Annotated in this window: 22 protein-coding genes, 1 tRNA gene and 2 pseudogenes; 8 read left to right on the forward strand and 17 right to left on the reverse strand. The window is 71.3% G+C overall.

Going from position 1 to position 24,563, the window contains the following annotated elements; all coding sequences use genetic code 11:
* The first annotated feature begins 384 nt into the window (after positions 1-384).
* Entirely contained in the window at positions 385-1,071 is a 687-nt protein-coding gene (locus tag ACH5AF_RS13615) for a tetratricopeptide repeat protein (protein WP_398901782.1), read from the forward strand.
* 209 nt (positions 1,072-1,280) lie between these two features.
* Here the strand turns inward: ACH5AF_RS13615 and ACH5AF_RS13620 are convergent, their stop codons facing one another.
* Positions 1,281-1,715, reverse strand: a complete 435-nt coding sequence (locus tag ACH5AF_RS13620; RefSeq protein WP_398901783.1) for a hypothetical protein — start codon at positions 1,713-1,715, stop codon at positions 1,281-1,283.
* 144 nt (positions 1,716-1,859) lie between these two features.
* Entirely contained in the window at positions 1,860-2,309 is a 450-nt protein-coding gene (locus ACH5AF_RS13625; protein ID WP_398901784.1) for a DUF6336 family protein, read from the reverse strand.
* 233 nt (positions 2,310-2,542) lie between these two features.
* Here ACH5AF_RS13625 and ACH5AF_RS13630 point away from each other — a divergent pair, with 233 nt between their 5' ends.
* The gene (locus ACH5AF_RS13630; protein ID WP_398901785.1) at positions 2,543-3,346 is read left to right on the forward strand and encodes an N-formylglutamate amidohydrolase; all 804 of its coding nucleotides are present in this window, start codon (positions 2,543-2,545) and stop codon (positions 3,344-3,346) included.
* 68 nt (positions 3,347-3,414) lie between these two features.
* Here ACH5AF_RS13630 and ACH5AF_RS13635 read toward each other — a convergent pair whose 3' ends face one another.
* Positions 3,415-3,654: a hypothetical protein gene (locus ACH5AF_RS13635; RefSeq protein ID WP_398901913.1), complete on the reverse strand. Its 240-nt coding sequence runs from the start codon at positions 3,652-3,654 to the stop codon at positions 3,415-3,417.
* A gap of 486 nt (positions 3,655-4,140) precedes the next feature.
* Here ACH5AF_RS13635 and ACH5AF_RS13640 point away from each other — a divergent pair, with 486 nt between their 5' ends.
* The 3 genes and pseudogenes from ACH5AF_RS13640 to ACH5AF_RS13650 all read left to right on the forward strand — a co-directional run bounded on the left by ACH5AF_RS13640 (position 4,141) and on the right by ACH5AF_RS13650 (position 6,900).
* Positions 4,141-4,284, forward strand: coding sequence for a hypothetical protein (locus ACH5AF_RS13640; RefSeq protein WP_398901786.1), 144 nt, complete (start codon positions 4,141-4,143; stop codon positions 4,282-4,284).
* Positions 4,281-6,372: pseudogene (locus ACH5AF_RS13645) on the forward strand (UvrD-helicase domain-containing protein). The gene ACH5AF_RS13640 and the pseudogene ACH5AF_RS13645 overlap by 4 nt, the downstream one beginning before the upstream one ends.
* Positions 6,373-6,447: 75 nt before the next feature.
* Entirely contained in the window at positions 6,448-6,900 is a 453-nt protein-coding gene (locus ACH5AF_RS13650; protein ID WP_398901787.1) for a hypothetical protein, read from the forward strand.
* Positions 6,901-7,082: 182 nt separating this feature from the next.
* Here the strand turns inward: ACH5AF_RS13650 and ACH5AF_RS13655 are convergent, their stop codons facing one another.
* A complete protein-coding gene (locus ACH5AF_RS13655) occupies positions 7,083-8,849 on the reverse strand; it encodes a DUF262 domain-containing protein (RefSeq protein ID WP_398901788.1) in 1,767 nt (588 codons plus the stop codon).
* 443 nt (positions 8,850-9,292) lie between these two features.
* On the opposite strand from ACH5AF_RS13655, the gene ACH5AF_RS13660 reads away from it, so the two are divergent.
* Together ACH5AF_RS13660 and ACH5AF_RS13665 are read left to right on the forward strand one after the other, a co-directional pair.
* Positions 9,293-9,517 carry a hypothetical protein gene (locus ACH5AF_RS13660; RefSeq protein ID WP_398901789.1) on the forward strand — a complete coding sequence of 75 codons (225 nt, stop codon included), beginning with the start codon at positions 9,293-9,295 and terminating at the stop codon, positions 9,515-9,517.
* Positions 9,518-9,542: 25 nt separating this feature from the next.
* Positions 9,543-10,292, forward strand: coding sequence for a hypothetical protein (locus ACH5AF_RS13665; protein WP_398901790.1), 750 nt, complete (start codon positions 9,543-9,545; stop codon positions 10,290-10,292).
* 47 nt (positions 10,293-10,339) lie between these two features.
* Here ACH5AF_RS13665 and ACH5AF_RS13670 read toward each other — a convergent pair.
* Positions 10,340-10,424 (reverse strand) — tRNA-Leu (locus ACH5AF_RS13670).
* Between the two features lie 164 nt (positions 10,425-10,588).
* Here ACH5AF_RS13670 and ACH5AF_RS13675 point away from each other — a divergent pair.
* Complete coding sequence (locus ACH5AF_RS13675; protein ID WP_398901791.1) at positions 10,589-11,899, forward strand: DUF2254 domain-containing protein; 1,311 nt, start codon at positions 10,589-10,591, stop codon at positions 11,897-11,899.
* 197 nt (positions 11,900-12,096) lie between these two features.
* On the opposite strand, the gene ACH5AF_RS13680 is transcribed toward ACH5AF_RS13675, so the two are convergent.
* The 12 genes and pseudogenes from ACH5AF_RS13680 to ACH5AF_RS13735 all read right to left on the reverse strand — a co-directional run bounded on the left by ACH5AF_RS13680 (position 12,097) and on the right by ACH5AF_RS13735 (position 24,526).
* Positions 12,097-12,762, reverse strand: coding sequence for a class F sortase (locus ACH5AF_RS13680; protein WP_398901792.1), 666 nt, complete (start codon positions 12,760-12,762; stop codon positions 12,097-12,099).
* A 143-nt stretch (positions 12,763-12,905) separates the two neighbouring features.
* Positions 12,906-13,388 (reverse strand): sortase, encoded by a 483-nt coding sequence (locus tag ACH5AF_RS13685; RefSeq protein WP_398901793.1) that lies wholly within the window; start codon positions 13,386-13,388, stop codon positions 12,906-12,908.
* Between the two features lie 600 nt (positions 13,389-13,988).
* Positions 13,989-14,326, reverse strand: a pseudogene (locus ACH5AF_RS13690) (aldehyde dehydrogenase family protein); the annotation flags it as partial.
* A 172-nt stretch (positions 14,327-14,498) separates the two neighbouring features.
* On the reverse strand, positions 14,499-15,125 hold the full coding sequence (locus tag ACH5AF_RS13695) for an HAD family acid phosphatase (protein ID WP_398901794.1): 627 nt from the start codon (positions 15,123-15,125) through the stop codon (positions 14,499-14,501).
* Between the two features lie 190 nt (positions 15,126-15,315).
* Entirely contained in the window at positions 15,316-16,476 is a 1,161-nt protein-coding gene (locus tag ACH5AF_RS13700) for a sugar phosphate isomerase/epimerase family protein (protein WP_398901915.1), read from the reverse strand.
* A gap of 52 nt (positions 16,477-16,528) precedes the next feature.
* Positions 16,529-17,917 carry a nucleotide pyrophosphatase/phosphodiesterase family protein gene (locus ACH5AF_RS13705; protein ID WP_398901795.1) on the reverse strand — a complete coding sequence of 463 codons (1,389 nt, stop codon included), beginning with the start codon at positions 17,915-17,917 and terminating at the stop codon, positions 16,529-16,531.
* Positions 17,914-19,086: a metabolite traffic protein EboE gene (eboE, locus tag ACH5AF_RS13710; RefSeq protein WP_398901796.1), complete on the reverse strand. Its 1,173-nt coding sequence runs from the start codon at positions 19,084-19,086 to the stop codon at positions 17,914-17,916. The genes ACH5AF_RS13705 and eboE overlap by 4 nt, the downstream gene beginning before the upstream one ends.
* A 14-nt stretch (positions 19,087-19,100) precedes the next feature.
* A complete protein-coding gene (locus ACH5AF_RS13715) occupies positions 19,101-19,949 on the reverse strand; it encodes a TatD family hydrolase (RefSeq protein WP_398901797.1) in 849 nt (282 codons plus the stop codon).
* Positions 19,949-20,587: an EboA domain-containing protein gene (locus ACH5AF_RS13720; RefSeq protein ID WP_398901916.1), complete on the reverse strand. Its 639-nt coding sequence runs from the start codon at positions 20,585-20,587 to the stop codon at positions 19,949-19,951. The genes ACH5AF_RS13715 and ACH5AF_RS13720 overlap by 1 nt, the downstream gene beginning before the upstream one ends.
* Complete coding sequence (locus tag ACH5AF_RS13725; protein ID WP_398901798.1) at positions 20,581-21,462, reverse strand: sugar phosphate isomerase/epimerase family protein; 882 nt, start codon at positions 21,460-21,462, stop codon at positions 20,581-20,583. The genes ACH5AF_RS13720 and ACH5AF_RS13725 overlap by 7 nt, the downstream gene beginning before the upstream one ends.
* Positions 21,459-23,366, reverse strand: coding sequence for a UbiA family prenyltransferase (locus ACH5AF_RS13730; protein ID WP_398901799.1), 1,908 nt, complete (start codon positions 23,364-23,366; stop codon positions 21,459-21,461). Before ACH5AF_RS13730 ends, ACH5AF_RS13725 begins: the two co-directional genes overlap by 4 nt.
* Positions 23,363-24,526, reverse strand: coding sequence for an inositol-3-phosphate synthase (locus ACH5AF_RS13735; protein ID WP_398901801.1), 1,164 nt, complete (start codon positions 24,524-24,526; stop codon positions 23,363-23,365). The genes ACH5AF_RS13730 and ACH5AF_RS13735 overlap by 4 nt, the downstream gene beginning before the upstream one ends.
* Positions 24,527-24,563 lie beyond the last annotated feature (37 nt).

Consider the following 24,563-nt stretch of genomic DNA (forward strand, 5'->3'; position numbering starts at 1 on the left):
ACGGATCACCGCGCCAACCAGTACGTCGGCCGGTACCGAGACGGCCGGTACGGGTATGGCCAGGGCCGGTACCGGGGTGTCCCGTCGAATACGGCCCGTCCGCGGCCCGGTTGCTGATCGGCCACGGCCACAGCTCGGGCCACTCGCCGACGCACCCCCTCGCCTGCTTTGCGATCCCCCGAATCTGTCCTGGCCAGGCATGATCACGTAACCTCACGGCCTGTGAAGATCGCACGGATGATACGGGGCCGCTCTCGGGAAGCGGCCGCCCTGGAGCGCCTCCATCAGCTGTGGAAGGAAGGCAAGTACGAGGAGGTCGAGGCCCGGGCCAGAGCGCTCGAGGCGGAATCGGGGCGTCGGCGCAGACGAGACCGGGGGGTCGCTGTGGCGCGGCACGCCAAGGTGCTGGCCACGGCGGCGGCCTGTGCCCACGGGCGCGGGGCGCAGGTGCTGGCCGAGCTGGAATCTCTCACGGCGGAGCTGAATGAGATGGCTGGGCCCGGGCGGCTGCTGCTGTTGATGATCCGGAGCAACCACATGTTGGTCCTCAACAGTGAAGGGCGCTACGGAGAGGCGGAGGCCGAGGGGCTGGACATACTGCGTGACCTGACTCGCATCAAGCATCTGGCACCGGTGTGGCACGTCGAGTTGTGCGTGTTGGACAACCTGGTCGACGCTCTGTGCGGGCAAACCCGCTACGAGGAAGCCGAGGCCATCGCCCGGGGGGATCTGCCCAGAGCCGAACGGGGCACGGTCACTGCTCTGCACTGCGGCCTGGTGCGCAGCCTGAACGGGCAGGGACGGTACGACGAAGCGCTCACCGAGGCGCGCCGGTTCGCACCACATTGGGATCGGGGCCTGAGCGGGAGCCTGGGTCTTGGCACGGCCGCTGCCCTGCATGGTCTGGGGCGCCGAAGCGAGGCGGAGACGGCGGTCCGTGAGGCCCTGACCGACTGCGAGCGGTTTCTGCATCCGGACCACTCCCGTATCCGGGAAGCCCGCACGCTGCTGGCCCGCATCACAGCCGACGAACCACCGGCGCCAGCAGCCGAAGAGGCCGCACTCGGCTGATCATTCCAGGCCAGACCGGCTTCAGCCGGTCTCGAACCGAAGAGTCGCGGCGGCGGTCACGGCCGCGTTCGTCGCCCTCGCGTGCGTACGACACTGGTGGTACGCGATTCCTCTCGTGCTGATCCTCACGGCCGTGGTGCGGATGGTGTTCGCACCGGGGCCGTGACGCCGGTGCAACCACACCTTCCGGCTCACGCTCCGCCGCGCCGCTACGGCTTGCTGCCACCCCGCAGTGACGACAGGACGACTCGCCCGTACGGGGTCGTCAACGCGCCTGCCGTCGCGGCGACGGACAGCCCCAGCGCCAGCAGCAGGTGCGTCACGGAGTTGTCGCCGAGGACCTGGAGGATGGTCAGCGCGGTCGTCAGGGGAAGGCCCAGGATCGTGAGGATGCCGAGCGCTCCGCTGATCTGCTGGCTTTCGCGGGTCTGGACGAGTCGGCTGTAGTCGGCGGCCTCGGCGAGGATCTCGGTGAAGCGGGCCGGTAGGCGGTGTTGTTCCTGGAAGGCGAGCAGCAGGTCGTTCGCCGGGCCGTGGGCGGTCAGGTGCTGCCGCCAGTAGGTGCTGCGGAAACGGGCGCCGTGGACGGGGGCAGCCGAGTTCCTTCCTCGTCGAGGCGGGTACTTCCGGCTGAATCGGCGCACGGACGCATCCGCCGAAGGAGATGTCTGTCAACCTCCGTGTCGACCTGTGGCCCAGCCGCGAGGCGGTGAACGGAACGGCAGCGGCCTGTCATTCGTCGGGCGCTGCCGGTCGCAAACACGACCTGGGCAGCGCGGACAGTGATGTCAGGAACCGTAGAGGAAGCTGTCGTACGGCGCGTTGTCGACCAGGTGGTAGAGGCCGAGCGCGCCGGGAAAGAGCACAAGGGCGGCCACACCCATCCGTACGAGTGCGGGCGCCATGATCATGACGCCGCCCGTCTGCCCGGTGATGGTGCGCCAGTCTCGCCAGCGCCTGACGTCCCCCGCACAGGCTGCCCAGAACAGGCCCCCGAACACGATGGCGACCCCGGAGCCGACCATGGCGAATCCCGCCACCACGGCCAGGAACGTCTCGCGGTCGTGATGATCGGCGACGAACAGGGAGCCGACGGCCAGCAGGGCAACAGCGGCGATCCCGTGCACGGCTCCGCGCAGGACCACGTCCTTGAAGCGCAGCCTCGGCAGCCTTACGCCGTCCTCGTCGGTCATCGGTTCAGAGGTGGGCTCCGGTGCGGTTCGCTGGGTGCGCGTCATGACGGCACGCTACCCAGAGCTCGCGGGGCGATGCGAGCGGGTCTCCCAGGCGGGGACGGCTTCCTGCCCCGTCCGGTCGTCCGGTCGTCCGGTCGCCCAGCCGGACCCGTGTGTCGGACCCTCCCGTTAAAGTCGTTCCCCGGTCGTCCGCACCGCGCGGCCAGGCCCCACCACTGGTGGGGAGGCGTGCTTGCCTCCCCGAGCTCGATCCACACCACCCGTGAGGAACGCTCGTGACCGACACCCCGACGTCCTTCCGGCTCCTGCCCGGTGCCGCCGACTCCCCCGTCGTCCTTCATGTCCCCCACTCGTCCCGTGCCCTACCCGCCGACGTCCGGCACGGGATCGTGCTCGGCAACGAGGCGCTCGAGAGGGAGTTGGACCACATCACCGACTCCCACACCGCGGAGATCGCCGCCGTGGCCGCCTCCGTCTGCAAGACCACACCCTGGCGGTTCGTCAACCAGCTGTCCCGGCTGGTCGTCGACCCCGAGCGTTTCCCCGATGAGCGGGAGGAGATGCTCGCCGTCGGGATGGGCGCGGTCTACACGCGGACCACGCACCGTGAGGCGCTGCGGCCCGACGGGTACGAGGGCAGTGACCTGGTCCGGCGCTATTTCGAGCCGTACGCCGCCGCCATGACCGCGGCCGTCGACGCACGGCTCTCCGCCGCCGGGCGGGCCGTGGTCATCGATGTGCACTCGTACCCGACCGAGCCGCTGCCGTACGAGCTCCACGCCGGCGGTCCCCGGCCGCCGATCTGCCTCGGGACGGACCCGGTCCACACGCCGGCCGGTCTCCTCCAAGCCGCGCAGGAGGCGTTCTCGGGGTTCGGCGGTACGGGGCTCGACAGCCCGTTCGCGGGGACGTACGTGCCGTTGAAGCACTACGGGCGGGACGAGCGTGTCAGTGCGCTGATGATCGAGATTCGGCGCGACGTGTACATGAAGGAGCCCGGCGGTGAGGCGGGACCCGGTCTGGAGGCGCTCGGCGCTGCTGTGGCCGGCCTCGTGGAGGCCGTCGGCGCGTTGGGGTGATCCGCTCCTTACGCGCGTGCCGCGCACGGCCCGCTTCCGGCGACGCCCCGCCGGTCAGGCGCGTATGTTCATACTGACCGGCCAGGAGCCCGTGGGCGGTGTCCAGCCCTGGAGTGTGGCCGGGATGCCGACGCGCGTGTCGCAGTTGATGACCTGGAAGTGCAGGTGTGCCCCGTCGGCCGCTCCCGTGGCGCCGACCAGCCGATGGTCCGGCCCTGCGGGACCCGGTCGCCCGTGTTGTAGAGGGCGCGGTTGAGATGCGCGTGGTGAGTGCACTGGCCGTTCGGGTGCCGGATGATGACCTCGATGCCGTTCTGCCAGTACGGCGACCAGCCCGAGACGAGGACCGTGCCCCCTGCGCGGCGGAGACCTCATGGTTCGCCGGGAGCCCGAAGTCCCACGCGTATTCGTTGTACGGGCCGGTGTGCGAGTACGTGCCCTCCGGCCCTTGGGTCACCAGGTAGGACTCGCCCGACGGGTAGGGCAGTTCGTAGTAGTGGTCGACGGCTGCGGCGGGAGGGGCTCACGCCAGGCCGATGCCTGTGACCGCCGCCACCGCACTGACCGCGGCGGCAATTCTGCGCAGGACCGTGTGGGCATGGCGCACCGTGCGCCCTCCGTTCTCGTGAACGACCGGACCAGGCTTGGTTGCCCTCTCAACTGACCTATAAAATAAGGAGGTTGAGGAAAGGGCGCCGTTCAACCTCGGCGCTCCGCGACCCGCCCTGCCTCGGCCGGAGGTCCGGTCTGGCAGCATTCCGCTGCGTATCGGCCGAGAACGAAGGAGAAGCCGGATGAACGGTGGCCCGCATTCCGTGGAGCGACCCGAGCGCGCCTTTCCCACCCCCAACGGGCTCGTCGGCGTCGGTGTCGTCGTACTCGATGCCCGGGGCGCGGACCTCACTTCGCTGAACTCCCCAAGCTCCAGCCCCCGGTGAGAAAGGGTGTGCTCGACGCCTGGGAGAAGTTCAACCGGCTCACGCTGGACCAGCTCTTCCAGGATCAGGGTCTGAAGCTGGAGAGCCTCGTGAAGGCGAAGGACAAGCAGATCCGGACGATCCGCATCGACCAGTTCTGGCGCGGTGTGGTGCTCGCACCGCCCTCCGGGGACACCTTCGTCCTGCTGAGGGTCATGGCTCACGACAAGGCCATCGCCTGGGCCATGAAGCAGAAGTCCAGCATCAACGAGGTGACGCGCGCGGTCGAGATCCGGGACGCGGCGACCCTGGACGAGATCACGCCGGCGTACGAGCGGGTGGCCGAGTCGTCGCCGAAGCCACGGCTGTTCGCGAAGTTCTCCGACGGGGACCTGAAGGCTCTCGGCATCGACGACGAGACACTGCGGCAGGCGCGGTCGCTCGTCGACCAGGAGCAGCTGGACGTCTTCGCGCCGCTGCTGCCGCAGGACCAGCGGGAGGTGCTGCAGTACCTGGCCGCGGGCTGCACGGTGGAGGAGGTCTGGCAGGACATCGTGGCTCCGGCGCTTCAGGCGTCCACGCAGCCGGTGGACACGGGGGACTACGAGACCGCGATCCAGTACACGCGGGCGCGTATCGCGCTGGTGACGGCTCCCGAGGAGCTGCGGGACATCCTCGAGAAGCCCTTTGCGGCCTGGCGGGTGTTCCTGCACCCCTCCCAGCGGAAGGTGGCCTACCGGGCGTCGTACTCGGGCCCCGCGCAGGTCACGGGCGGGCCTGGCACCGGCAAGACCGTCGTCGCGCTGCATCGGGTGAAACACCTGCTCGGCCACCTGCGCGAGGGTGACCGCATCCTCCTCACCACCTACACCAACGCGCTCGTGGGCGCACTCCGATCGGGCCTGGAGTCCTTGGTGGACGACCCGGAGCTGCGCGAACGCGTGGACACGTCCACCGTCGACGGCTTCGCGAGCCGGGTCGTCGCCGAGGCACCGGACGCGGTCCCGCTGCGGCCGCTGATGAACAACGAGGAGCTGAGCCGCTGGGGCAAGGCCGCCAAGGTGACGGGCTTCACCGGCAGCGCGCAGTTCCTCGCCCAGGAGTACCGGCATGTCGTCCTGGCGCAGGGCATCACCACCCTGGCCGAGTACGAGGCGGCGGACCGGCGGGGCCGGGGCAGCCGGCTGACAACCGCCGAACGGCCGCTGGTGTGGGAGACGGTGGAGCGGTTCACGGCCGACCTGGCCGCGGACGGCGCCCGGACCTGGCTCCAGACGTGCGCGGAGGCGGCACGGCTGCTGGAGGCGAAGGGGCCGGCGTACCGGCACGTCGTGGTGGACGAGGCGCAGGACCTCCACCCGGCGCAGTGGAGGCTGCTGCGCGCGGCCGTCCCCACCCACCCGGACGACCTGTTCATCGCGGGCGATCCGCACCAGCGCATCTACGACTCGCGGGTGTCGCTGAAATCGCTGGGCATCAAGGTGACCGGACGGTCGGTGAAGCTGCGCAAGAACTACCGCAGCACCCAGGAGATCCTGCGCTGGTCCACCGCCCTGCTGATCGGCCGCCCGATCACCCAGCTCGAGGACGAGGGCCGCAACGAAACCCTGCTCGGTTACCGCTCCGCCCTCCACGGCGACGGCCCCGTCGTACGGGACGCGTCGACCGAGGAGGCCGAACTGGACCTGCTCGTCGATCAGGTGAGGGCGTGGATGGACGCGGGTGTCGGCGCGGGGGAGATCGGGGTCAGCGCCCGGTTCAACAAGACGTGCGCGAAGGCGGTCGCCCGCTTGAAGGACGCCGGCGTTCCCGCCGCCACCCTGCGCGCCGCCGACGCCTCCCCCCCAGGACGGGACGACCGTGCGCGTCGGGACCATGCACTCGTTCAAGGGCCTGGAGTTCCGCTGCGTCGCGGTCATCGGCGTCACCGAGGACGCGCTGCCGTTCCCGAAGGCGGTCACACCGCCCGAGGTGGACTCCAAGCAGCACGAGACGGACATGCTGTCGGAACGCTGCCTGCTGTTCGTCGCCTGCACAAGGGCCCGCGACAGCCTGTACGTCTCCTGGTCGGGCAAGCCCAGTCCGTTCCTGGTGGAGGCGGGAGTGTAGAGCGAGTTCCTCACTGTCTGGTTCTGCCGACATGGGTCCGGCAGACCCTCTTCGTCAGAGCTTCGTGTCCCGCACATGGACACGGACATGGACACGGAACAAGGCGATCGCCACCCGTGGCGCCTCCGCAGCCGGCCTGCCCACCCGTACTCAAGCGACGCGATCCGCGCTTCGGTGAACGGGCTCATCAACCGAAGCCGCCTCACCTGGGAAACAGGAAGCTGCGCGGCCGACGGCGTTCTTCACTTTCCGGCCCGTCCGGGCGAGAGAACGGTCCGCCTCGTCTGCTACACGCCCTTCGTACTGCCCAAGCCGAAGAAGCAGCGGGTCGTACATCTGCCGAGCGCCTCTTCACGGCACGGCGTCGCGGGGCACCTGATGAAGATAGAGCACCTGGGCAAGCAGGCCAGCGATACGGCCCAGGCCGCGTACGCCGAAGCTCATCGCAGCGCCGGCCTGACCGGGACTCATCAGCTGCCGAAGGGACACACCTACGTCAAACCTCACAAGCGCGGAGGCCTGACGTAGGCAGGCGGATGGAGGGGCCGTCCCCTACCGAATGCTCTGCAACAACCGTCCCGTTGCAGTGACGGTCCAGAAGTTCCATCCGTTCCGATTCGGATTGACGTGCGGGTTCAGGGCGTGGACCACGGCGACCGCCGCCCCGCTGGGAGTCTCGTACTCGCCTCCGCCCGGACCGGAGGGGATCCTCACGACGCGGGACGCGGGATCGTAGTAGGCGTCGACGCGCCGGTCTTCGTAGACCGCGTGGATCTCAACACCGTGCTTCGGCGAAGTTCTTGGACCTCCGCCCCGACGAGCGTGGGTGCGGTCGGTTCCTCCACGATCAGCTGCTCGTCGGCAGGCAGCTCGTCGGTGTCCCGGTGGGTGGCCTGTGCGTCGTAGCGGGGAAGACCCAGCAGCTCGTTGAGGACGTTGGCCAGCAGACTCCGCCGTGCCGCCAGGAAGTCGGGGAAACGGTCCAGGGACCGCAACTCCGGATCGCCGGGGATCCACTGCTCGGCCAGGCGCTCCGGCGCGATCCCCGCCATGTAGTCGACGGGCAGCCTGGAGGAGATCATCTTGTTCGTCTGACCGGTGACGAAGGCCAGGTTGGCGAGGCTGTTCCACTCCTCCTTCGCGTATGTCCCCTGGACTCGGGCGCGCGGGAACACGTGATGGAATTCGATCTTGGCGCCGCTGTTCATCGGCTGGTCGCTGATGGCGATGTTGGTGGCCCAGTCCCGCGCCGTGCTCCGCAACGCGGCGATGTAGAGCAGTTTGAAGAAGGGATGCGTGGAGTACTTCTGCTCCAGGTCCCTCGGATGGAGGGCGCTGTCCCGGGACCGGGTGCCGGAGGCCCGGCGGATGAGTTCGGCGAACAGGCCCTCGCCCTCACGCGATTTGATCAGCCTTGCCTCCGCGTCGAGCTTGCCCTCGACCTGCAGCGAGTAGTGGCTGAACGCCATCGCCGTGTACACCCAGCGGCGCAGCAGCTGAGCCTCCCCCGGACGCAGTTTGCCGTCCCGGTGGTGCAGCAGCAGGGCGGGCACGATGGTGACGTTCGGCGACGAGAGGACCTCGGACCGGGGGACCGCGCACTCGCCCTTCAGGAAGTCGATGGCGAAGCGCAGCGCCCTCTCGGTGGCGTGCCAGGCCTCCTTCAGCGCGGCTTCGTCCATGTCCGCCCCGATGAGCTTGATGTGATGGGCGCCGGTTCCCGCGAGAAGGCTCGTGAGACGCAGGACGGCTTCCCTGTTCAGGGCGAAGTTGCTGTCCTGCAACTCCTGGTGGAAGGCGTCCATGGTGTCCAGGCCGTCGGACCAGCGCGCCGCGATGGCGCTGTAGACGAGGTCACCCTTGGACAACCTTCGACCGCCCTTGTTCAACCGGGCGAAGAGTTCGGCGACCTCCTCGTAGTCGTCGGACTCGTAGGTGATGACGGCGATCTCCTGCTTGCGGATGTCGTGCACCTTCTGCAGGCGCTGCATCCATGCGCCGAAGTGCGGGGTGGAGTAGTCGACCCCGGCCGCTTTGAGCACCTCGTGGTACTGCACGTTCTCCTGCAGCAAGGTGGAAACGGGGAACAGGAGCGGGTCCTTGCCTTGGATCGCGCTCGGGTTGACGAACTCCTCGGTGCGCACGTCGAAGCGCAGGTCGATGAGCCGGCCGTCCGCCTTCGACTCAGGACGGTACACCCAGGCGAGGGAGGTCAACCGCTGTTGCCCGTCCAGCAGGTAGAGAGGCTGGTGCGCCGACTTGTCGGCCTGGACGACGGCAGCCGTCTTGAAGGGGACGGTCAGATTCGTCTTCCACAGCAGCAGGGCACCGACGGGGTAGCCCCGGTAGAGGGAATCGAAGAGATCGCGTACGTCGGGCCTCATCCAGACGAAGTCGCGCTGGATGGAGGGAATGACGACCCTGCCCTGCAACAGGTCCTCGATTTGAGAAGCGATCTTTTGGTTTGCCAGCCCCATGCTGCCCCCAGCCGTGCGTGCTCCGCCACACACACGCTATCAACTGCCGAGAAGGGCCAACTGCGGCCGAGCGGTACCGGTTTCGCTTACCAGCGTTGTCGCGTGCCCCGCTCGGCCCTCCGGATGCCCGTACGCACGCTCCGGCACCACGCGCGGGGACACCACCACGCCGACTCGTCGGTGAGTAGTCGGTGACGCGGCCGAGGCGGACCGGCCCCGGCGGACTATGCCCGGGACCACGCTCCCTTTCGCCGTGCGGCGATCCGTCGCCGTACACCACCCCGCTCATACGTCCCTCGACCGTCCTCAACGGCGTTGCCGGTGCCCTCCCACAGCGCGCGGAGGAGCATGCGCCGCGAGCGCCGGGCGCGGCCGGGGTCCCCGCAAGCCGGGTGGTCCGTGCGGGAGCCGCCCGCACCGACGACGCAGTCAACGCGGGCGCCATGCAGCCTTTCAAGGGGCTCGAGTACCGCTCCACCGCCGTCGTCGGCGTCAACGACCGTGCCCTGCCGAACCCTTCGGCCACCACCCCGCAGGAGCTCGACCGGCTCCAGCACGAGGCCGCCCTCGCCGCGGAACGCTGCCTGCTGTTCGATCACGGGGTCGGCAACCTGGGCCGAGGACCGTCTTTCGCGTCGGCAGGGTGCCGATTACCGGGCACCTGGTGACGATGAGCGCCACTCTCCCGAGGACATGAAGGACGACATCGACGCGGTCGTCGCCCGCCTCACCAAGGAGTCCGTGGCCGCAGCCGGGGCTCAGGGGTTCATCACCGGACTCGGAGGTCTGCTGACCGCAGGCGTGACGATACCTGCGAACGTGGCCGCATCCTTCGCCGTCAACATGCGGATGGCCGGCGCCATCGCGCACCTTCGGGGATGGGACATCCGTGATCCGCACGCGCGGACCGTCGCGATGATGCTCGCGATCGGGATGAGCACGCAGCGCGTCCTCGCGGCCTTCGGGGTGAAGGCAGGCCAGAAGTTCGGCGAGCAGATGATCAAGAAGATCCCGATCGCGATGATCCGGGCGATCAACAAGAAGGCAGGGACCCACCTGGTCGCGAAGTATGGGACCCAGCGCGCTGCGATCACGCTCGCCAAAGGGATTCCCAATCCTGGGGGGCCTTGTCGGAGGAGCTGTGGACGCAGGAGCGACTGCTGTCATCGGGCGGGCCACGGACAAGGCCATGCGTGGCGACACCCTGCGGGCCGAGGAACCGAAGTAACGAAGAAGCGAACCAGGTGCACGAGCGCGCGCCCTCGTGCAGGGCCACCACCCTTTCGGACCTCGACGATCGGCAGCAGCGCGAAGGTGGTCGGCCGGTTCAGGTCACGGGGCTGGGGCAGGCGGGAGTGCGAGGGCGGCCTGGCCGTCGTCGACGGCGGCGCGTTGGCCGTCGGTCAGCGGGATGGAGAAGCTCAAATGCTACGAGGGCCTTGACCGTAAGGTCGAGGCCCTCGCATCCGTATCGCTATAGCGAGTCCTTGTGTCCGAGGGGGGACTTGAACCCCCACGCCCGATAAAGGGCACTAGCACCTCAAGCTAGCGCGTCTGCCATTCCGCCACCCGGACCGGTGGTCGGCCCCGGTCTCCCGCGGCGACAGGGACAACAATACCAGGGGTTAGAGGCGCCCTTCACCCGCATATCCCGTGGTCAGGGCTGTCCGGACGGGCCGAACCGGCGCAGTACAGCGTGTATCCGCGCGAGCGCGCAGCGTGCGGCTACCGTCGGCTCCGTGAGTCATCGCACCTACCGGCGGCCCCGCGTCCTCTCCTCGCTGCGCGAGCACCTGCGCGACACCTTCTGGTTCGCGCCCACCCTCACGCTGGTCCTCGTCTTTCTTCTCTGGCTCGCGGCGGACGCCGTCGACACGGCGCTGGTGGACGCCCTCAAGGAGGCCGGCGACTACGAGTCAGTGCGCTCCCTCGCCGCGATCTCCGAGGACGCCAAGACCATCGTGACCACGGTCAGCTCCGCGATGATGACCTTCATCGGTGTCGTCTTCAGTATCTCGCTCGTCGCCGTCCAGATGGCCTCGGGCAACTTCAGCCCCCGCATCGTGCGGATCTTCATCCGGAGCCGGATCAGCAAGCTCACCTTCTCCGTGTTCCTCGGGACGTTCCTGCTCTCGCTTCTCGTCCTCACCTCGTACGACAGCCAGGCCGATCCCCGGAAGGTGGTGTCGGTGCCTCTGGTGCAGTCCGCACTGACGCTGCTGATGGTCGGGCTCAGTCTGCTGCTGTTCATCGCCTATGTGACCCAGACGCTCCAGCTCATGAAGGTGGGGCCCGTGGTGGAGCGGTTGACCAGGGAGTCGTTCGGGGTGCTCGACAAGATGCCCGTCCAGGACGCGGACACGGCGCCGCTGCCCGCCGAGGTGGCGCGTGTCGGGCATCAGGGGCGGGCGGGGACACTGCGGGACGTGCATGTGGCCCGCCTTGTGCGCGTCGCGCGGCGCAAGGGGCTGGTCCTGCGGCTCATCCCGCGGATCGGGGACTTCGTCGTGCCGGGGACGCCGGTCCTCGCCGTGCACGGCGGAGGGGGCAGCCTGCCGTCCCGGCACGTCCTTGGGTCCGCGGTCTCCGTCGGGGTGGACCGCACCTTCCACCAGGATCTCGGGTTCGGGCTGCGCCAGTTGTCCGACATCGCGCTGCGGGCGCTGTCCCCGGCGGTGAACGACCCGACCACGGCCGTGCAGTGCGTCGACCGGATCGTGCAATTCCTGGCGGCCGCGGCCGGCCGGCCGCTCGGCGCCGTGCACTACCGCGACCGCGACGGTGTGGTGCGGCTGGTGCAGGACGTGCCCGGGTGGGGCGATCTCGTGGACCTCGGGTTCGCGGAGATCCGGGGGTGCGCCGTCGGGAGTCCGCAGGTGTCCCGACGGCTGATCGCCGGCCTGGAGGATCTGCTGCGGTTCGTGCCCGAGGCGCGGCGCGAGCCGCTGGAGCGGCATCGGGCGCTGCTCGTCGCGGCCGTGCAGACCGCGCTGCCCGGGGCCGCCGAGCGCGCGTTCGCGCTGGAGCCCGACCGCCAGGGCATCGGCTGAACGGGAGCCCCGTCGGCACGCACCGGCTGACGCAAGCCGACCGCCAGGGCATCGGCTGAACGGGAGGTCCGTCGGCACGCACCGGCTGACGCGAGCCCGATCACCAGCGCATCGGCTGAACGGGAGCCCAGCCGTCGGCACCGGCTGACGGGACCCGGCCACCAGGCATCAGCTGAACGGCCCGCGGGACCGGTGCGCTACTTCACCGCGCTGAGCGTCGCGTAGACGACGATGTTGCTCTGATAGCCGGTGCTCGGGGAGTAGTCACCGCCGCATGTGATCACCCGTAGTTCCGGCCGGTCCGCCTCGCCGTAGACCTTCTCGTCCGGGAAGTCGCTCTTGGCGTGGAGCTCCACGGCGTCGACGGTGAAGACAGCCGTGCGCCGGTCCTCCCGGACGACGTCGATGGTGTCCCCCTTGGTGAGGGCCCCCAGCCGGTAGAAGACCCCGGGGCCGGCGGGGGTGTCCACGTGGCCGACGGTGATGGCCGTGCCCGTCTGACCGGGGGCCGTGCCGTCGCCGTACCAGCCGGCCAGGCCGGGTTCGTCGCCCGGCGGCGGACGAAGCGCGCCCGCGTCGTTCAATTCCACCCGTGTCAGAGGGGCGTTCACGCCGGCTGCCGGGATCATGAGACGGACGGGATCCGCGGGGGGCAGAGGCTCGATGCCGGTGCTCTGCGGTGCGCGGTCCGGAGCGGACTGCGCGGAGGAGGCCCAGGGCTGCGTCGGCGAGGGCTGCGGGGGGTGGTCGTCGCGCAGCGCGCCGGCCACCAGCATGGCCCCCGCGACAGCGGCACAGGCGAGCAGCTTGTACGACGGAAGACGGGCGGCGTCGGTGCTCCTCGTAGTGGAGGTGTCATCCATGGGGGTGGTCCTTCGCACGGCAGCGGGCCGGGACCCGGCCGACCCCCGGCACCGGGACGGTGGCCAGGGGCCGGTGGGCAGGAGGGATGGTCGGGTCCTGACGGTGCCGCGGCGGCGGCGCGTCCGAGCCACGCCGCCGGGGGTCAGCTCCCGGCGGTGTCGCGGCGGCGCATCCTCGTCACGCCGCCGGCGACCGCTCCGGTCAGGAGCAGACCGCCGAGTGCGAGCTGCGTGCTGTTGTCGGTGGCGTCACCGAAGCCGGCGTCGACCCCGCCGCTGGGGCGGCCGTTGATCTGGTGGGTCCCGGTGACCTTGGTCCGCGGGGGGCACTTCAGCGTGATGGTGTCGGTTCCGGAAGCGGCGTCCTCAGGGATCTGGAACTCGCCCACCAGGACGCCTGCCCGGTCCCCCGCCAGGAGGTGGAACTTCCCGCCCGCCTCCGACTCGCCCTTGCCGTAGGTCTCCTTTCCGCAGGCGGTGGTGCTGACGGTGACCTTGGTCCCCGGGGAGGCGTTCCGTGGGCTGATGTCGATGTCGCTCCCCTCGGCGGCCGTGGCGGCCGGGGCGGAGAGAGCAAGGGTGCCGAACACCAGGGCGATCTTCAGACCGGCGCGTGCGATTCGCATGTCTTCCTCCAGCGGAGCCGTGTCCGGCCTGTCTGCGCGGCACCTCTTCCGTGCTCCGTACACGAGGCAACCACAGTCGGTGATCATCGCAATGTCAGACCGGGCGCAGGGTCACCCGGTAGGGTGCCGGGAATCGGGCCTCCTTTCGGCTTCCCGCAGGTCGTCGCGGCGAGCGCACCGCGGTGAACGTGACGACACGGGAAGCGCGAACGGGCTAACGAGCTCTCCGTGTCGCCACCGGTGCGGGCGTCCGTCGTCCTCCTCCACGCCGAGGACGACGTCCGCAATGGGCCGCGGGCACCGGTCCGGCAGGTCGTGGCCGGACATGGCACCGGTCCCGCCGATCCCCGGGGCATGGCACCCGTCCGGCCAATTCCCCGGACACGGCACCCGTCCGCTGATCTCCCCGGGCACGGCACCGGTCCGGCAGGTTGTGCCCGACCCGTGTCAGGCGTTGAGCTGGTACTCGGGGAAGCTTCCGGGGCAGCCGCTCCCCGCCGGGCCTTCCGTCACGGCCCGCACCAGCAGTTCGCCCCGACGAACGCGCCGCGCCAGGAGGCGCCGAAGCCGCCGAAGAGCTGGTCGCGGTCACCGCGTGACGGCGAGGGCCTGGACGAGCATGGCGTGGACGAGCACGGACATCGGGTAGTTCCAGCTGGCGATGTTGGAAACCGGGCCGGCGAGAGCGCTGAGGCCTTCGAGCATGGCTCGATGCCGTCGACGTACCAGCGCACGCCGTCGATCGCGCGGTCCACGTCCGCCTGCGCGCGCCGCCACGGCTTGCCGATCTCCCGGACGAGCAGCAGGGCCAGCAGCTCGCGGTGTTCGGTCAGGGCGTCGAGAGCGGCGGCGACGCGTGCGCGCCGTTCGGGCAGCGGGATGTGGCGCCAGGCGCGGTGCTGGTCGAGCGAGGCGCGTACCGCCCGGTGGGTGGTGGCCGCTGTTCCAGCTGATCGATCCGCCGGAGCGGCCGCGGAGGGGCCGATCATGGCCAATCCGCAGCCGATCAGCCGGGAATGGGCTGAGCCGGCGTTCCGGCGGGGCCACGGGTGGTGGCCGCGGCGGCCGGGAGACCGGTCACCGCGGCCACCCGACCGCGTGCAGGGGTGCTTACGACAACTGGCCGTCGTAGTCGGGGAGCTTGAACGTCCGCTCGGCGTGGCCGCCGACCAGGTCGGTGGTGTTGTTGCCGATGTTGGCGATGATCGTGTAGCCCTTGGCCTCGATCTCGGCGCGCTTCTCGGTCTTGTAGGCGCTGACTTCGTCGAAGAGGTCGGGCAGGTCGCGCACGTACAGGCCGTCGACCGGGTAGCCGGTCTTCTTCAGGTTCCAGTCGGTGAGGGAGTGGATGATGCCGGGGCGCGCGGTGACGAAGAAGACGGCGACGCCGCGGGAGTCGGCGTAGCGCGCGAGGTCGCGCATCTGGGCGATGGCCGGGGTGGGCAGCTCCCAGAACGGGTGGAAGTGCGTCTCCAGCGAGGTGTTGTCGATGTCGAGGACGATCGCCTGCTTCTCGCCTCCGGCGTTCGCCGTGCGCTGCTCGATCCAGGGGCGGGCCTCGGCGACGACGACGGCGACATCGCGCAGCCAGGTGTCGTAGTCGACGCTCTGCGTCCGCACGGTGGTTGTCGTCGTGGCCGGGGTGCCCGCGTGAGCGGTGGCGGCGGGCAGGGCCGCGACGAAGGTCAGGGCGGCTGCGGTCGCGGTCGTACAGACCGTCCAGATGCGTGCATGCATGGGGGGTTCTCCTGGGTGGGGAGGCGGCTCAGGGAGCCCGTTCGGCCATGATCGACCGAACGGGTTGACATGCTCGCGCTTAATGATGGACGGCAGGCGACATTCTTACTACTGGTCGGTAGCGTCTTTCCGGGCACAACAGCCGGGCCGCCCGGTGGAGTTCTCCACCGGGCGGCATTGGGCCGTGCGGTCAGCGATGGGTGCGCAGGGCCGCGAGGTTGTCGTAGCCGATGCGGGCGTGGTCCAGTGACTGGCCGAGGTCGGTGGAGCTCGGCGCGTTGTCCTGCTCCACCATCGGGTTGTGGTAGTGCTTCGCACCCACGCGGGAGAAGAACGCGCGGTAGTCGATGTCGCCCGTGCCGAACGGCACCATGTCGTAGCCCTGCCCGCTCTGCGTGTTGACCGTGCCGTCCTTGGCGTGGAACAGCGGGTAGCGCAGGTTGTTCGCCGCGACGAGCGCGGCCGGATCGAAGACGTTCCTCTGCTGCGAGCCGTCGTGGGCGGTGTAGGTGTGGAACTTGTACTGCGCCACGTGCGCCCAGAAGATGTCCATCTCCAGCCAGACGCACTGCCGGTCGGTATTCCTGAGGAAGTACTCCAGCTTGCGGAGGCCGGAGCTGCGGGTCGGCCGGCCCAACGCGTCGAGCGGTCCCCCGTCGAGCAGGAAGCCGTAGGCGGAGTCGTGGTTGTGCGTGTACAGCTTGACGCCCTCGCTGCGGGCGATCGCGCCGAGCGCGTTCCACTTGTCGGCCGCCGCGTCCCAGTCCGACCGGTAGGAGCTGCCGGTGGGGTCGCCTCCGGTGCCCATGTGCGCCATGCCGAGGATGTTCGCGATCTCCAGGTGGCGCTTGAAGGTGTCGACGTCGGACGGCGTGAGCGGCCACGACGACGGGATGAAGCCGTGGTTGCCCTGTGCGCGCAGGCCGTACTCGTCCAGCCAGGAGCGCAGCAGCCTGGCCCCCTGGACCGTCTCCAGGTTCGCGCCGCCGGGCGCGCCCGCGTGCTGGCGGTATCCCGCGAACTCCACCTGCTGGTAGCCGTAACGCGACAGCTCGTGGAAGACCTCGCGGAAGCCGGACGGCAGGTCCGTGGACATCGGGTCGCGGCCCGTGGCGTCACGGACGGTGTAGAGGATGATGCCGCGCTTGTGCGGCGGGACGAGGGCGGGCCCGTGGCCCGCCTCTCTGTCGCCCTGTTCCACCTGGGCCAGGGCCGGTGAGGCGCCGAGCACCGGGGCGGCGATCGCCGCGGCCGCGGCGGCGGTGCAGGTGCTGAGGAAGCGGCGGCGGCTGACGCCGAGTGTGCGGCGCAGCGCTTCGCCGGTGCGGGAGTCGTCGTTGAAGGCGGTCACGGTGATTCTCTCTCGTGTCACGGGGGTGCGGATGCGGAAGCGTCCTGCTGCCTCAGCCGAGGCCGGCGAGCCGGAGCAGCAGCGACTTCACCTCGGTGGCCGCGGTGCGGCCTGACAGGGCGCGGGGGGTGGAGCACAGGATGAGCGGCCCTTCTTCGTCGCTCATGGGGAGGCGGCCGTGGCTGCCGCGGATCGGTGAGGGGTCCAGGGGCACGACCGCGAGGCGATAGCGCATGCCGAGCTTCTTGCGGGCCACCGCCTTGGCGGCCTTCAACCGCACATAGGGGTCCTCGGGGTCCATGAACAACTCGACGGGGTCGTAACCGGGTTTGCGGTGGATCTCGACGAGCTGCGCGAAGTCGGGAGCCCGGGCGTCGTCGAGCCAGTAGTAGTACGTGAACCAGGCGTCGGGGTCGGCGACGGCGACGAGCTCCCCCGAGCGGGGATGGTCCAGGCCGTGAGCCTTCTTGCCCTCGTCGTCGAGGAGCTCGTCGACGCCGGGGAGGTCCTTCAGGACCTCACGGGTGACTTCGAGGTCCTCCGGGCGGCGGACGTAGACGTGGGCGAGCTGGTGGTCGGCGACGGCGAAGGCCCGTGAGGCCATCGGGTCGAGGTACTCCATGCCGTCCTGGGTGTGGACTTCGAGCAGGCCCGCACGGCGCAGGGCGCGGTTGATGTCGACAGGGCGGCTGACGCGGGTGATGCCGTACTCCGACAGGGCCACCACGGTGCGGCCTTCCTGGCGCGCGTCGTCGAGGAGGGGGCCGATCACGGTGTCGAGGTCGGCGGCCGCCCGGTGCGAGCGGGGGTCGTCGGGACCGTAGCGTTGCAGGTCGTAGTCGAGGTGCGGCAGGTAGCACAGGGTCAGGTGCGGGTGGCGGCTGCGCATGATGTGGCGGGTGGCGTCCGCGATCCACCGGCTGGAGGCGAGGTCGGCGCCCGGCCCCCAGAAGTGGAACAGCGGGAACGTGCCGAACTTCTGGGTCAGTTCGTCGTGCAGGGCCGTCGGCCGGGTGTAGCAGTCGGGCTCCTTGCGTCCGTCGGCGTAGTAGACGGGGCGGGGGGTGACGGTGATGTCGGTGTCGGCGCCCATGGCGTACCACCAGCAGATGTTGGCGACGGTGTATCCGGGGTGGGCGCGGCGGGCCGCGTCCCAGATCTTGTCGCCGGAGACGAGGCCGTTGTGCTGGCGCCACAGCAGGACGTCGCCGAGCTCGCGGAAGTACCAGCCGTTGGCGACGATGCCGTGTTCGGCGGGGAGGGTGCCGGTGAGGAAGGTGGACTGGGCGGCGCAGGTGACGGCGGGCAGCACGGTGGCCAGCGCCGACCGGGAGCCAGCGGCGGCGAGCGCCTTCAGGTGCGGCATGTGGTCGAGGAGCCTGGGGGTGAGACCGACGACGTCCAGGACAAGGAGCGGGGTGGGGCGGCGCGTGTCGTTCACGGCAGTTCCCTGAGGCCGAGGTCGGTCAGCAGGTCGCGGGCCAGGGTGAGTTCGGCGGCGATGCCGTCGGCGAGCTGAGTGCGGTTGCGGGGCCGCAGCTCAGGCGGCAGCGCCTGCCAGGTGTAGGTCTCGACCTCGAGGTGGCGGGTGAGGGGCCGGGGGACGCCGACGAGCCGGGTCAGGGTGTCCTGGAGCACGGGCAGGGTGGAGGTGAGCGGCGGGGCGGGCGGCGCGTGCAGGGGCACGTGGAAGTGGGCCCGCCACGGGGCGCCGTCGGGGAGCGCGGCACCGCCGACGGCTTCCGCGAGGTCGTCGGTGCCGCGGAGCCCGGCGGCGGTGCGGGTACGGGTCTGGTGCAGGAAACGCGGCTCGGCGAACGCGGCGAGCGAGTCGCGCACTTCGGGCAGGTGGGGGTGCTCGGCGTGCAGGGCGGCGGACAGCTGGGCCTTGGGGACGGTGATGCCGGCCGCTGCGAGCCCGGCGAGTGCGGCGCGGGGTTCCTCGAAGGAGGTGGCGAGGTGGCAGGTGTCGACGCAGACGCCGAGACGGTCCGGCGCTCCGACGTCGGTGAGGGGACCGATGGCGTCGGCGGTGGTCTCCACGGTGCAGCCCGGTTCCGGTTCGAGGCCGATACGGATGGACTTGCCGGTCAGCTCCTCAAGGGCGTCGAGCCGTTCGGCGAGCGTCGTCAGCGCGGCGCGTGCGGCGCGGGCCGCCCGCGGGCCGAAGCCGGTCCGCCAGGCGAGTGGCAGGGTGGAGACGGTGCCCTCGGTGACGTCGTCGGGCAGCAGGGCGGCCAGGAGGCGGGCGAGGTCGGTGGTGTGGGCGAGGCGCTCGGGGTCGGTCCAATCCGGCTTGTAGACGCGGTACTTGACCTCGTCGGCGCCGAATCCCTCGTAGGGGAAGCCGTTGAGGGTGACGACCTCCAGTCCGCGGCGGTCCAGTTCGGCGCGCAGGCCGCGCAGCGCGGCCGGGTCGTCGACCAGTGTGCGGGCCGCGTCCCTGGCGAGCCACAGCCCGATGCCGAGCCGGTCCCTGCCGAGCCGTCTGCGGACGGGTTCACTGTGGTCGCGCAGCTGGGCGAGGACGCCGTCGAGGGTCTCGGCGGGGTGGACGTTGGTGCAGTAGGAGAGGTGGACGGTGGACCCGTCGGGATGGCGGAAGCGCATCGACGGCTCTCCTCTCATTCCCCGCCGCGGAGGAGGGAGTTGCCTTCGTGGAGTGCTTCGGGGGCGGACACGTCGAGCCGGAGCCGGCCGCTGAGGCCGTAGAAGGCGACCGGGTTGCGCCACAGCACCTGGTCGACGTCGTCCTCGGTGAACCCGGCGGCGAGCATCGCGTCGGCGACCTTGCGGGTCTTGAGCGGGTCGCTCCTGCCCCAGTCGGCGGCCGAGTTGACGAGCACCTTGTGCGTTCCGTACGTCTTCAGGATCGTGACCATGCGGTCCTCGTCCATCTTGGTGTCGGGATAGACGGAGAAGCCGAGCCAGCAGCCGCTGTCGAGGGCGTGCTCGACGGTGGTCTCGTTGAGGTGGTCGAGCAGCACCCGTTCGGTGGGCAGGTTCGACTCGCGGACGACGTCGACGGTGCGGTGCAGTCCGGCGAGCTTGTCCCGGTGCGGGGTGTGGACGAGGGCGGGCAGACCGTGGTCGGCGGCCAGCTGGAGCTGTGCGGCCAGCGCGGTGTCCTCGGCCGGTGTCATCGAGTCGTAGCCGATCTCCCCCACGGCGACGACACCGTCCTTGACGAGATAGCGGGGCAGGGCGTCGAGGACGGGCGTGCAGCGGGGGTCGTTCGCCTCCTTGGGGTTGAGGGCGATGGTGCAGTGGTGCGCAATGCCGTACTGGGCGGCGCGGAAGGGCTCCCAGCCGAGCAGGGCGTCGAAGTAGTCGAGGAACGCGGCCGGGGAGGTGCGGGGCTGGCCCAGCCAGAAGGACGGCTCCACCAGGGCGCGGACACCACAGGCGTACATCGCCTCGTAGTCGTCGGTGGTGCGGGAGGTCATGTGGATATGGGGGTCGAAGATACGCATCACAGCTCCTCGGGCTCTTGGCCGGTCAGGGTCAGCACGCGACCGAGATCGTGGGGGACGTCACGGCCGGCGGCGGTGCGCTCGACGGCGAAGTCGGTGAGCATGCGGGCCAGTTCCGCGTCGCCGGCGGCGCGTCGCTCCAGTCCTGCCACGACGTCGGTGGGGACGCCGGTGAAGAGGCATTTGAGGACCGCGTGCCGCCAGCCGTGCGGATCGAGGTGGGCGGCGGCGTAGGGGCCGACGGCGGCCGCGATGAGCCGGGTGTCGTTGGTGCGCAGCGCGTCGTCGATCAGCGGCAGGGCCTGCGGTCCGCGGACTCGCGCGGGCAGGGCGAGGAGCACGGCGCGGCGTTCGGCGGCGCTGCCCTGCTGGTAGAGGCGGGTGAGTGTGTCCAGGCCGGCGCGTGCCTCGCCGAGGATCAGGGTGCGGGCGGCGTCGGCGTGCGCGTGCCCGCAGTGCCGGCCGGCCGCCGCGAACCGCAGTTCCCAGGTGTGCGCGGCGTACGGGGACGACGCGGCCGGGGGTGCGGCGGCGGCCCGGGCGGCCTCGGCGAGGGCGTCGCCGAGCCAGTCACGGGCGCCGTCGTCGAGCAGTTCCTCGAGTTCCTTGCGGGTCGGTACCGGTGCGGGCGTCACGATGCCGGTGTTCCCTTCGTGCGGGGCCTGCGCGCGGTGCGCAGGAACTCGATGGAGGTACGGGCCAGTTCGGGACCCGCGTGGGAGTGGCGGGGCAGTTCGACGACGGTGAGGCCCTGGTGGCCGGTGGCGGCGAGGGCGTCGAGGGCGGCAGGGAAGTCGATCTCTCCGTCACCGAAGGGGAGATGCTCGTGGACGCCGCGGCGCATGTCCTCGATCTGGACGTGCCGCAGCCAGGGGGCGGCATCGCGGATGCAGTCGGCGGGGGGCGCGGGTTCGAGGCACTGGCAGTGGCCGATGTCGAGGGTGAGACCGAGCGGCGCCGGGTCGCCGAGCGCGGTACGCAGGTGGTGGAAGTCGTCGAGGGTGGCGAGCAGGTGACCCGGCTCGGGCTCGATCGCGACGGGTACGCCGGCCGCCGCGGCGGCGTCGAGCACGGGCATGAGACCTTCCTCCAGACGCTTCCAGGCCGTGTCGGCGTCGGTGCCGGGAGGGGTGATGCCGCTGAAGCAGTGCACGGCGTGTGCGCCGAGGGCGGCGGCGACGTCGACGGCGGTGAGCAGCAGCCGGGTGCGGGCGGCGCGGCCGTCGGGGTCGGGGTCGAGGAGGGAGGGTCCGTGCTTGCGGCGGGGGTCGAGGACGTAGCGCGCGCCGGTCTCGACGGCGGCGGTGAGGCCGAGTTCGCCGAGTCGGCGCGCGACGCGGGCGGTGCGGGTGGCGAGGTCGGGGGCGAGCGGGTCGAGGTGCATGTGGTCGAGGGTCAGCCCGACGCCGTCGTAGCCGAGGTCCGCGAGGAGGGCGAGGGCGTCGCCGAGGCGCAGGTCGGTGAGCCCGTTGGTGCCGTAGCCGAGGCGGAGTCCGCCGGGGTGGCGGGTCATGTGGGGCTGACCTTTCGTGCGAGCCGGCAGGCGATCGGTACGAGCCCCATGACGGCGAGAGCCGTGACGTTCGCGCCGGACCGGGCGGCGAGGGCTGCCTGGAGCGGGATCACGGCCCGGATTCCGCCGCCGACGGCGCGCTGGGTGAGGGGCGGTGAGGGATTGAGGGCGGCGTGGAGGTACGGGGTGGCGGCGGTACGGAGGTAGGCGGCGGTGAGCAGGACGGGGGCGACTGCGCTCACGGCACGCCAGCCGGGGGCTCCCGGTTCGCCGAGGCGATGCCGAGGCTGCCCCACCATGGCGCCCACTACGGCCGTGGCGGCCAGCGCCGCCAGCGGCGTGAGCGTCGAACCGCCGTGCGCCTCGTGCCGGGAGACGGCGGTGACGGCGTAGGTGTGCGCGGCGAGCGCGGCGGCGGCGTGGGTTGGCGTGGGCAGTCCCCCACCCCACCCCGCCCCGAAACCCTGACGGGACCCTGGGGGCTCCGCCCCCGATCCCCCGGCGGCAGCCACGCGCCGCACCGCACGGATCGCGGCGGCGGTCACCCGGACGACGCCCGGCGGAACCGGGTCGGCGGCGCGGCCGGTCGCGGCCGACGGCGTGGAGAGTCCCCTACGAGACCCAGGGGACTCCGCCCCCGACCCCCCGGCGGCAGCCACGCGCCCCACCACACCGGCCGCAGCGGCCGCAGACACCCGGACAGCGCCCGGCGGAACCGGGTCGGCGGCGCGGCCGGTCGCGGCCGGTGCGGAGAATCCCCCCCCCCACCCCTCCCCCAAACCCTGACGGGACCCAGGGGACTCCGCCCCCGATCCCCCGGCGGCAGCCGCGCGCCGCACCGCACGGGCGGACACCGTCGGTTCCCGGCGGGGGCGCGCCCACGGCGCATGGTCCCCGGGCCGGGCTGCCCCGGACGTGCCGCACGGGCGGACACCGTCGGTTCCCGGCGGGGGCGCGCCCACGGCGGTCCCCCGGTGGGCAGGTCGGGCGGGCGGCCTGGAGGTGTTGCGACCCGAGCGGGTTGCCCCGCGCCCGGGCGCGGGGGGCCGGGGGCCGGTGGTGCTGCCCGTGGGCAGGACCCGGACCGGGGGCGTGGCAGGCGGCAGGGAGGCATCACGACCCTGCGCTGCGGGCCGGGGGCCGATGGTGCTGCCCATGGGCAGGACCCGGACCGGGGGCATGGCAGGCGGCAGGGAGGCATCACGACCCGAGCGGGTTGCCTCGCGCCCCTGCGCTGCGAGCCGGGGGCCGGTGGTGCTGCGCGCGGGCAGCGCCCGCAGCGAGGGCATGGCAGGCGGCCCGGAGGCCTCGCGGCCCGGCGCCTTCGGCCGGGGGCCGGGGGCGCTGCGGGTGGGCAGGGGCATGGCGGACAACGTTGCCGTCGCGCCCAGCAGGAGGTCCAGGCCGCGGGCCGTCGCCATTGCCGCCGGGCCGGCCTTGGTGTGTTTGAGGCGGAGGTCGTACGCCCACACCGTCGCGGACAGGGCCGTGGCCACGGCCAGGGCGGGACGGCCCGCGCGAGAGGCGAGGGCGAGGCCCGCCGCGGTGAGGGCCCCGGCCGCCGTCAGCGCCGCGCCCGGGGTGATACGGCCCGAGGGGAGGGGGCGGTGCGGCCGGTCGAGCGCGTCCTCTTCGCGGTCGGCCCAGTCGTTGAGCGCCATGCCCGCCTCGTACAGGCACAGCGAGGCGCCCACGGCGAGTGCTGTGCCCCGGTTCGGGCGCAGCCCGGCCGCCGCGGCGCCCGCGAGGGCGTCACCTGGCACGGTGAACAGGGCGGAGACGCGCAGCAGTTCGGCCCAGTCCCGCAGGGTCGCACTCCCCCGGGGCCGCAGGTGGTCGGGCCGAGCCCCGTCGGCGGCAGTGGCGGCCGGGGGCGCGAGGCGGGCGAGCAGGGAGCGGATCACCGGGTCTCCCGCAGGCGGTCGGCGAAGGACAGCAGCGCGGTGAACTGTTCGGACAGGCCCGAAGGTCCGCCGTCCGGGTCCTTGAAGTAGAAGCCGAGTTCGGGGAGCGGCCCGGAGATGCCCGCCTCGTGGGCGCGGGCGACGAGGCGGGCCAGGTCCAGGACCAGCGGCGCGGCGAGTGCCGAGTCGCAGCCCTGCCAGATCGTCTGGAGGACCATCCGGGAGCCGAGGAAGCCGTCGAAGGCGATGTGGTCCCACGCGGTCTTCCAGTCGCCGAGCGTGGGGACGTCGTCGATGTGGACCTCGCCCTCGGGGCTGTGGCCGAGGGCGTCGGCGAGGACGCGCTCTTTGCCGGCGTTCTTGGCGGCCGCGGCGGCGGGGTCGGCGAGTGCCGCTCCGTCTCCGCCGCCGAGCAGGTTGGTCCCGGACCAGGCCCGTACGGACAGGGCGCGCTGTACGAACATCGGGGCGAGCACGGAGCGGAGGAGGGTCTGGCCGGTCTTGCCGTCACGGCCCGCGTGGGGAAGTCCACTGGCCGCGACGGCGTCGGTGAGGGCCGCGGTGCGCAGCCCGGTGGACGGGGTGAAGTTGACGTAGGGGCAGCCGGCGCGGACGGCGGCGGCCGCGTAGAGGGAGCTGGGCGGCAGTCGTACGGCGTCCGGCCCCGGCAGCGGTTCGGTGGAGGAGACATTGACGACGACGACCCGTGCGAGGCGGTGTCTGTCGCGGAAGGAGGTGAGGTCGGCGGCGAAGGTGGTGATCAGTTCCTCGTCGGTGCGGGTGTCTCCGGCGAGTGGGCCGCCGGGGTGTATCTCCTGGTCCGCCGACGCCAGTTCACCGCGGACGGCGGGCACGAGGCCGTGCGGGAGGACGCCCGCCTCGGTGAGGTGCTCGGCTCGCTTGGGCAGTGGGCAGGCGGCGGTGTCGTGGCCGCCGAAGAGGAGGGAGGGCAGGGGGGGCAGTCCGGTGCCGGTGAACGACGGTGTCTCGGTGACCATGCCGGTCGGCGGATGCAGTCCGGCGGTGACCGCCGCGCATCCGGCGACGGCCGTGGTGGCCACCGATCCGCGGGCTCCGACGAACCAGACCCCCGTGCGCGCCTGGCCGACCTGGGGCTCGCTTGCGTTCCCGTCGTCGTTCACGGGCTGCCTCCCTGCCATGTCGATGTTCCGATGTGGTTGGAGGACGGCGGGCGGG

Source organism: Streptomyces sp. NPDC018833 (genome assembly GCF_044390825.1).
Lineage (GTDB): Bacteria > Actinomycetota > Actinomycetes > Streptomycetales > Streptomycetaceae > Streptomyces.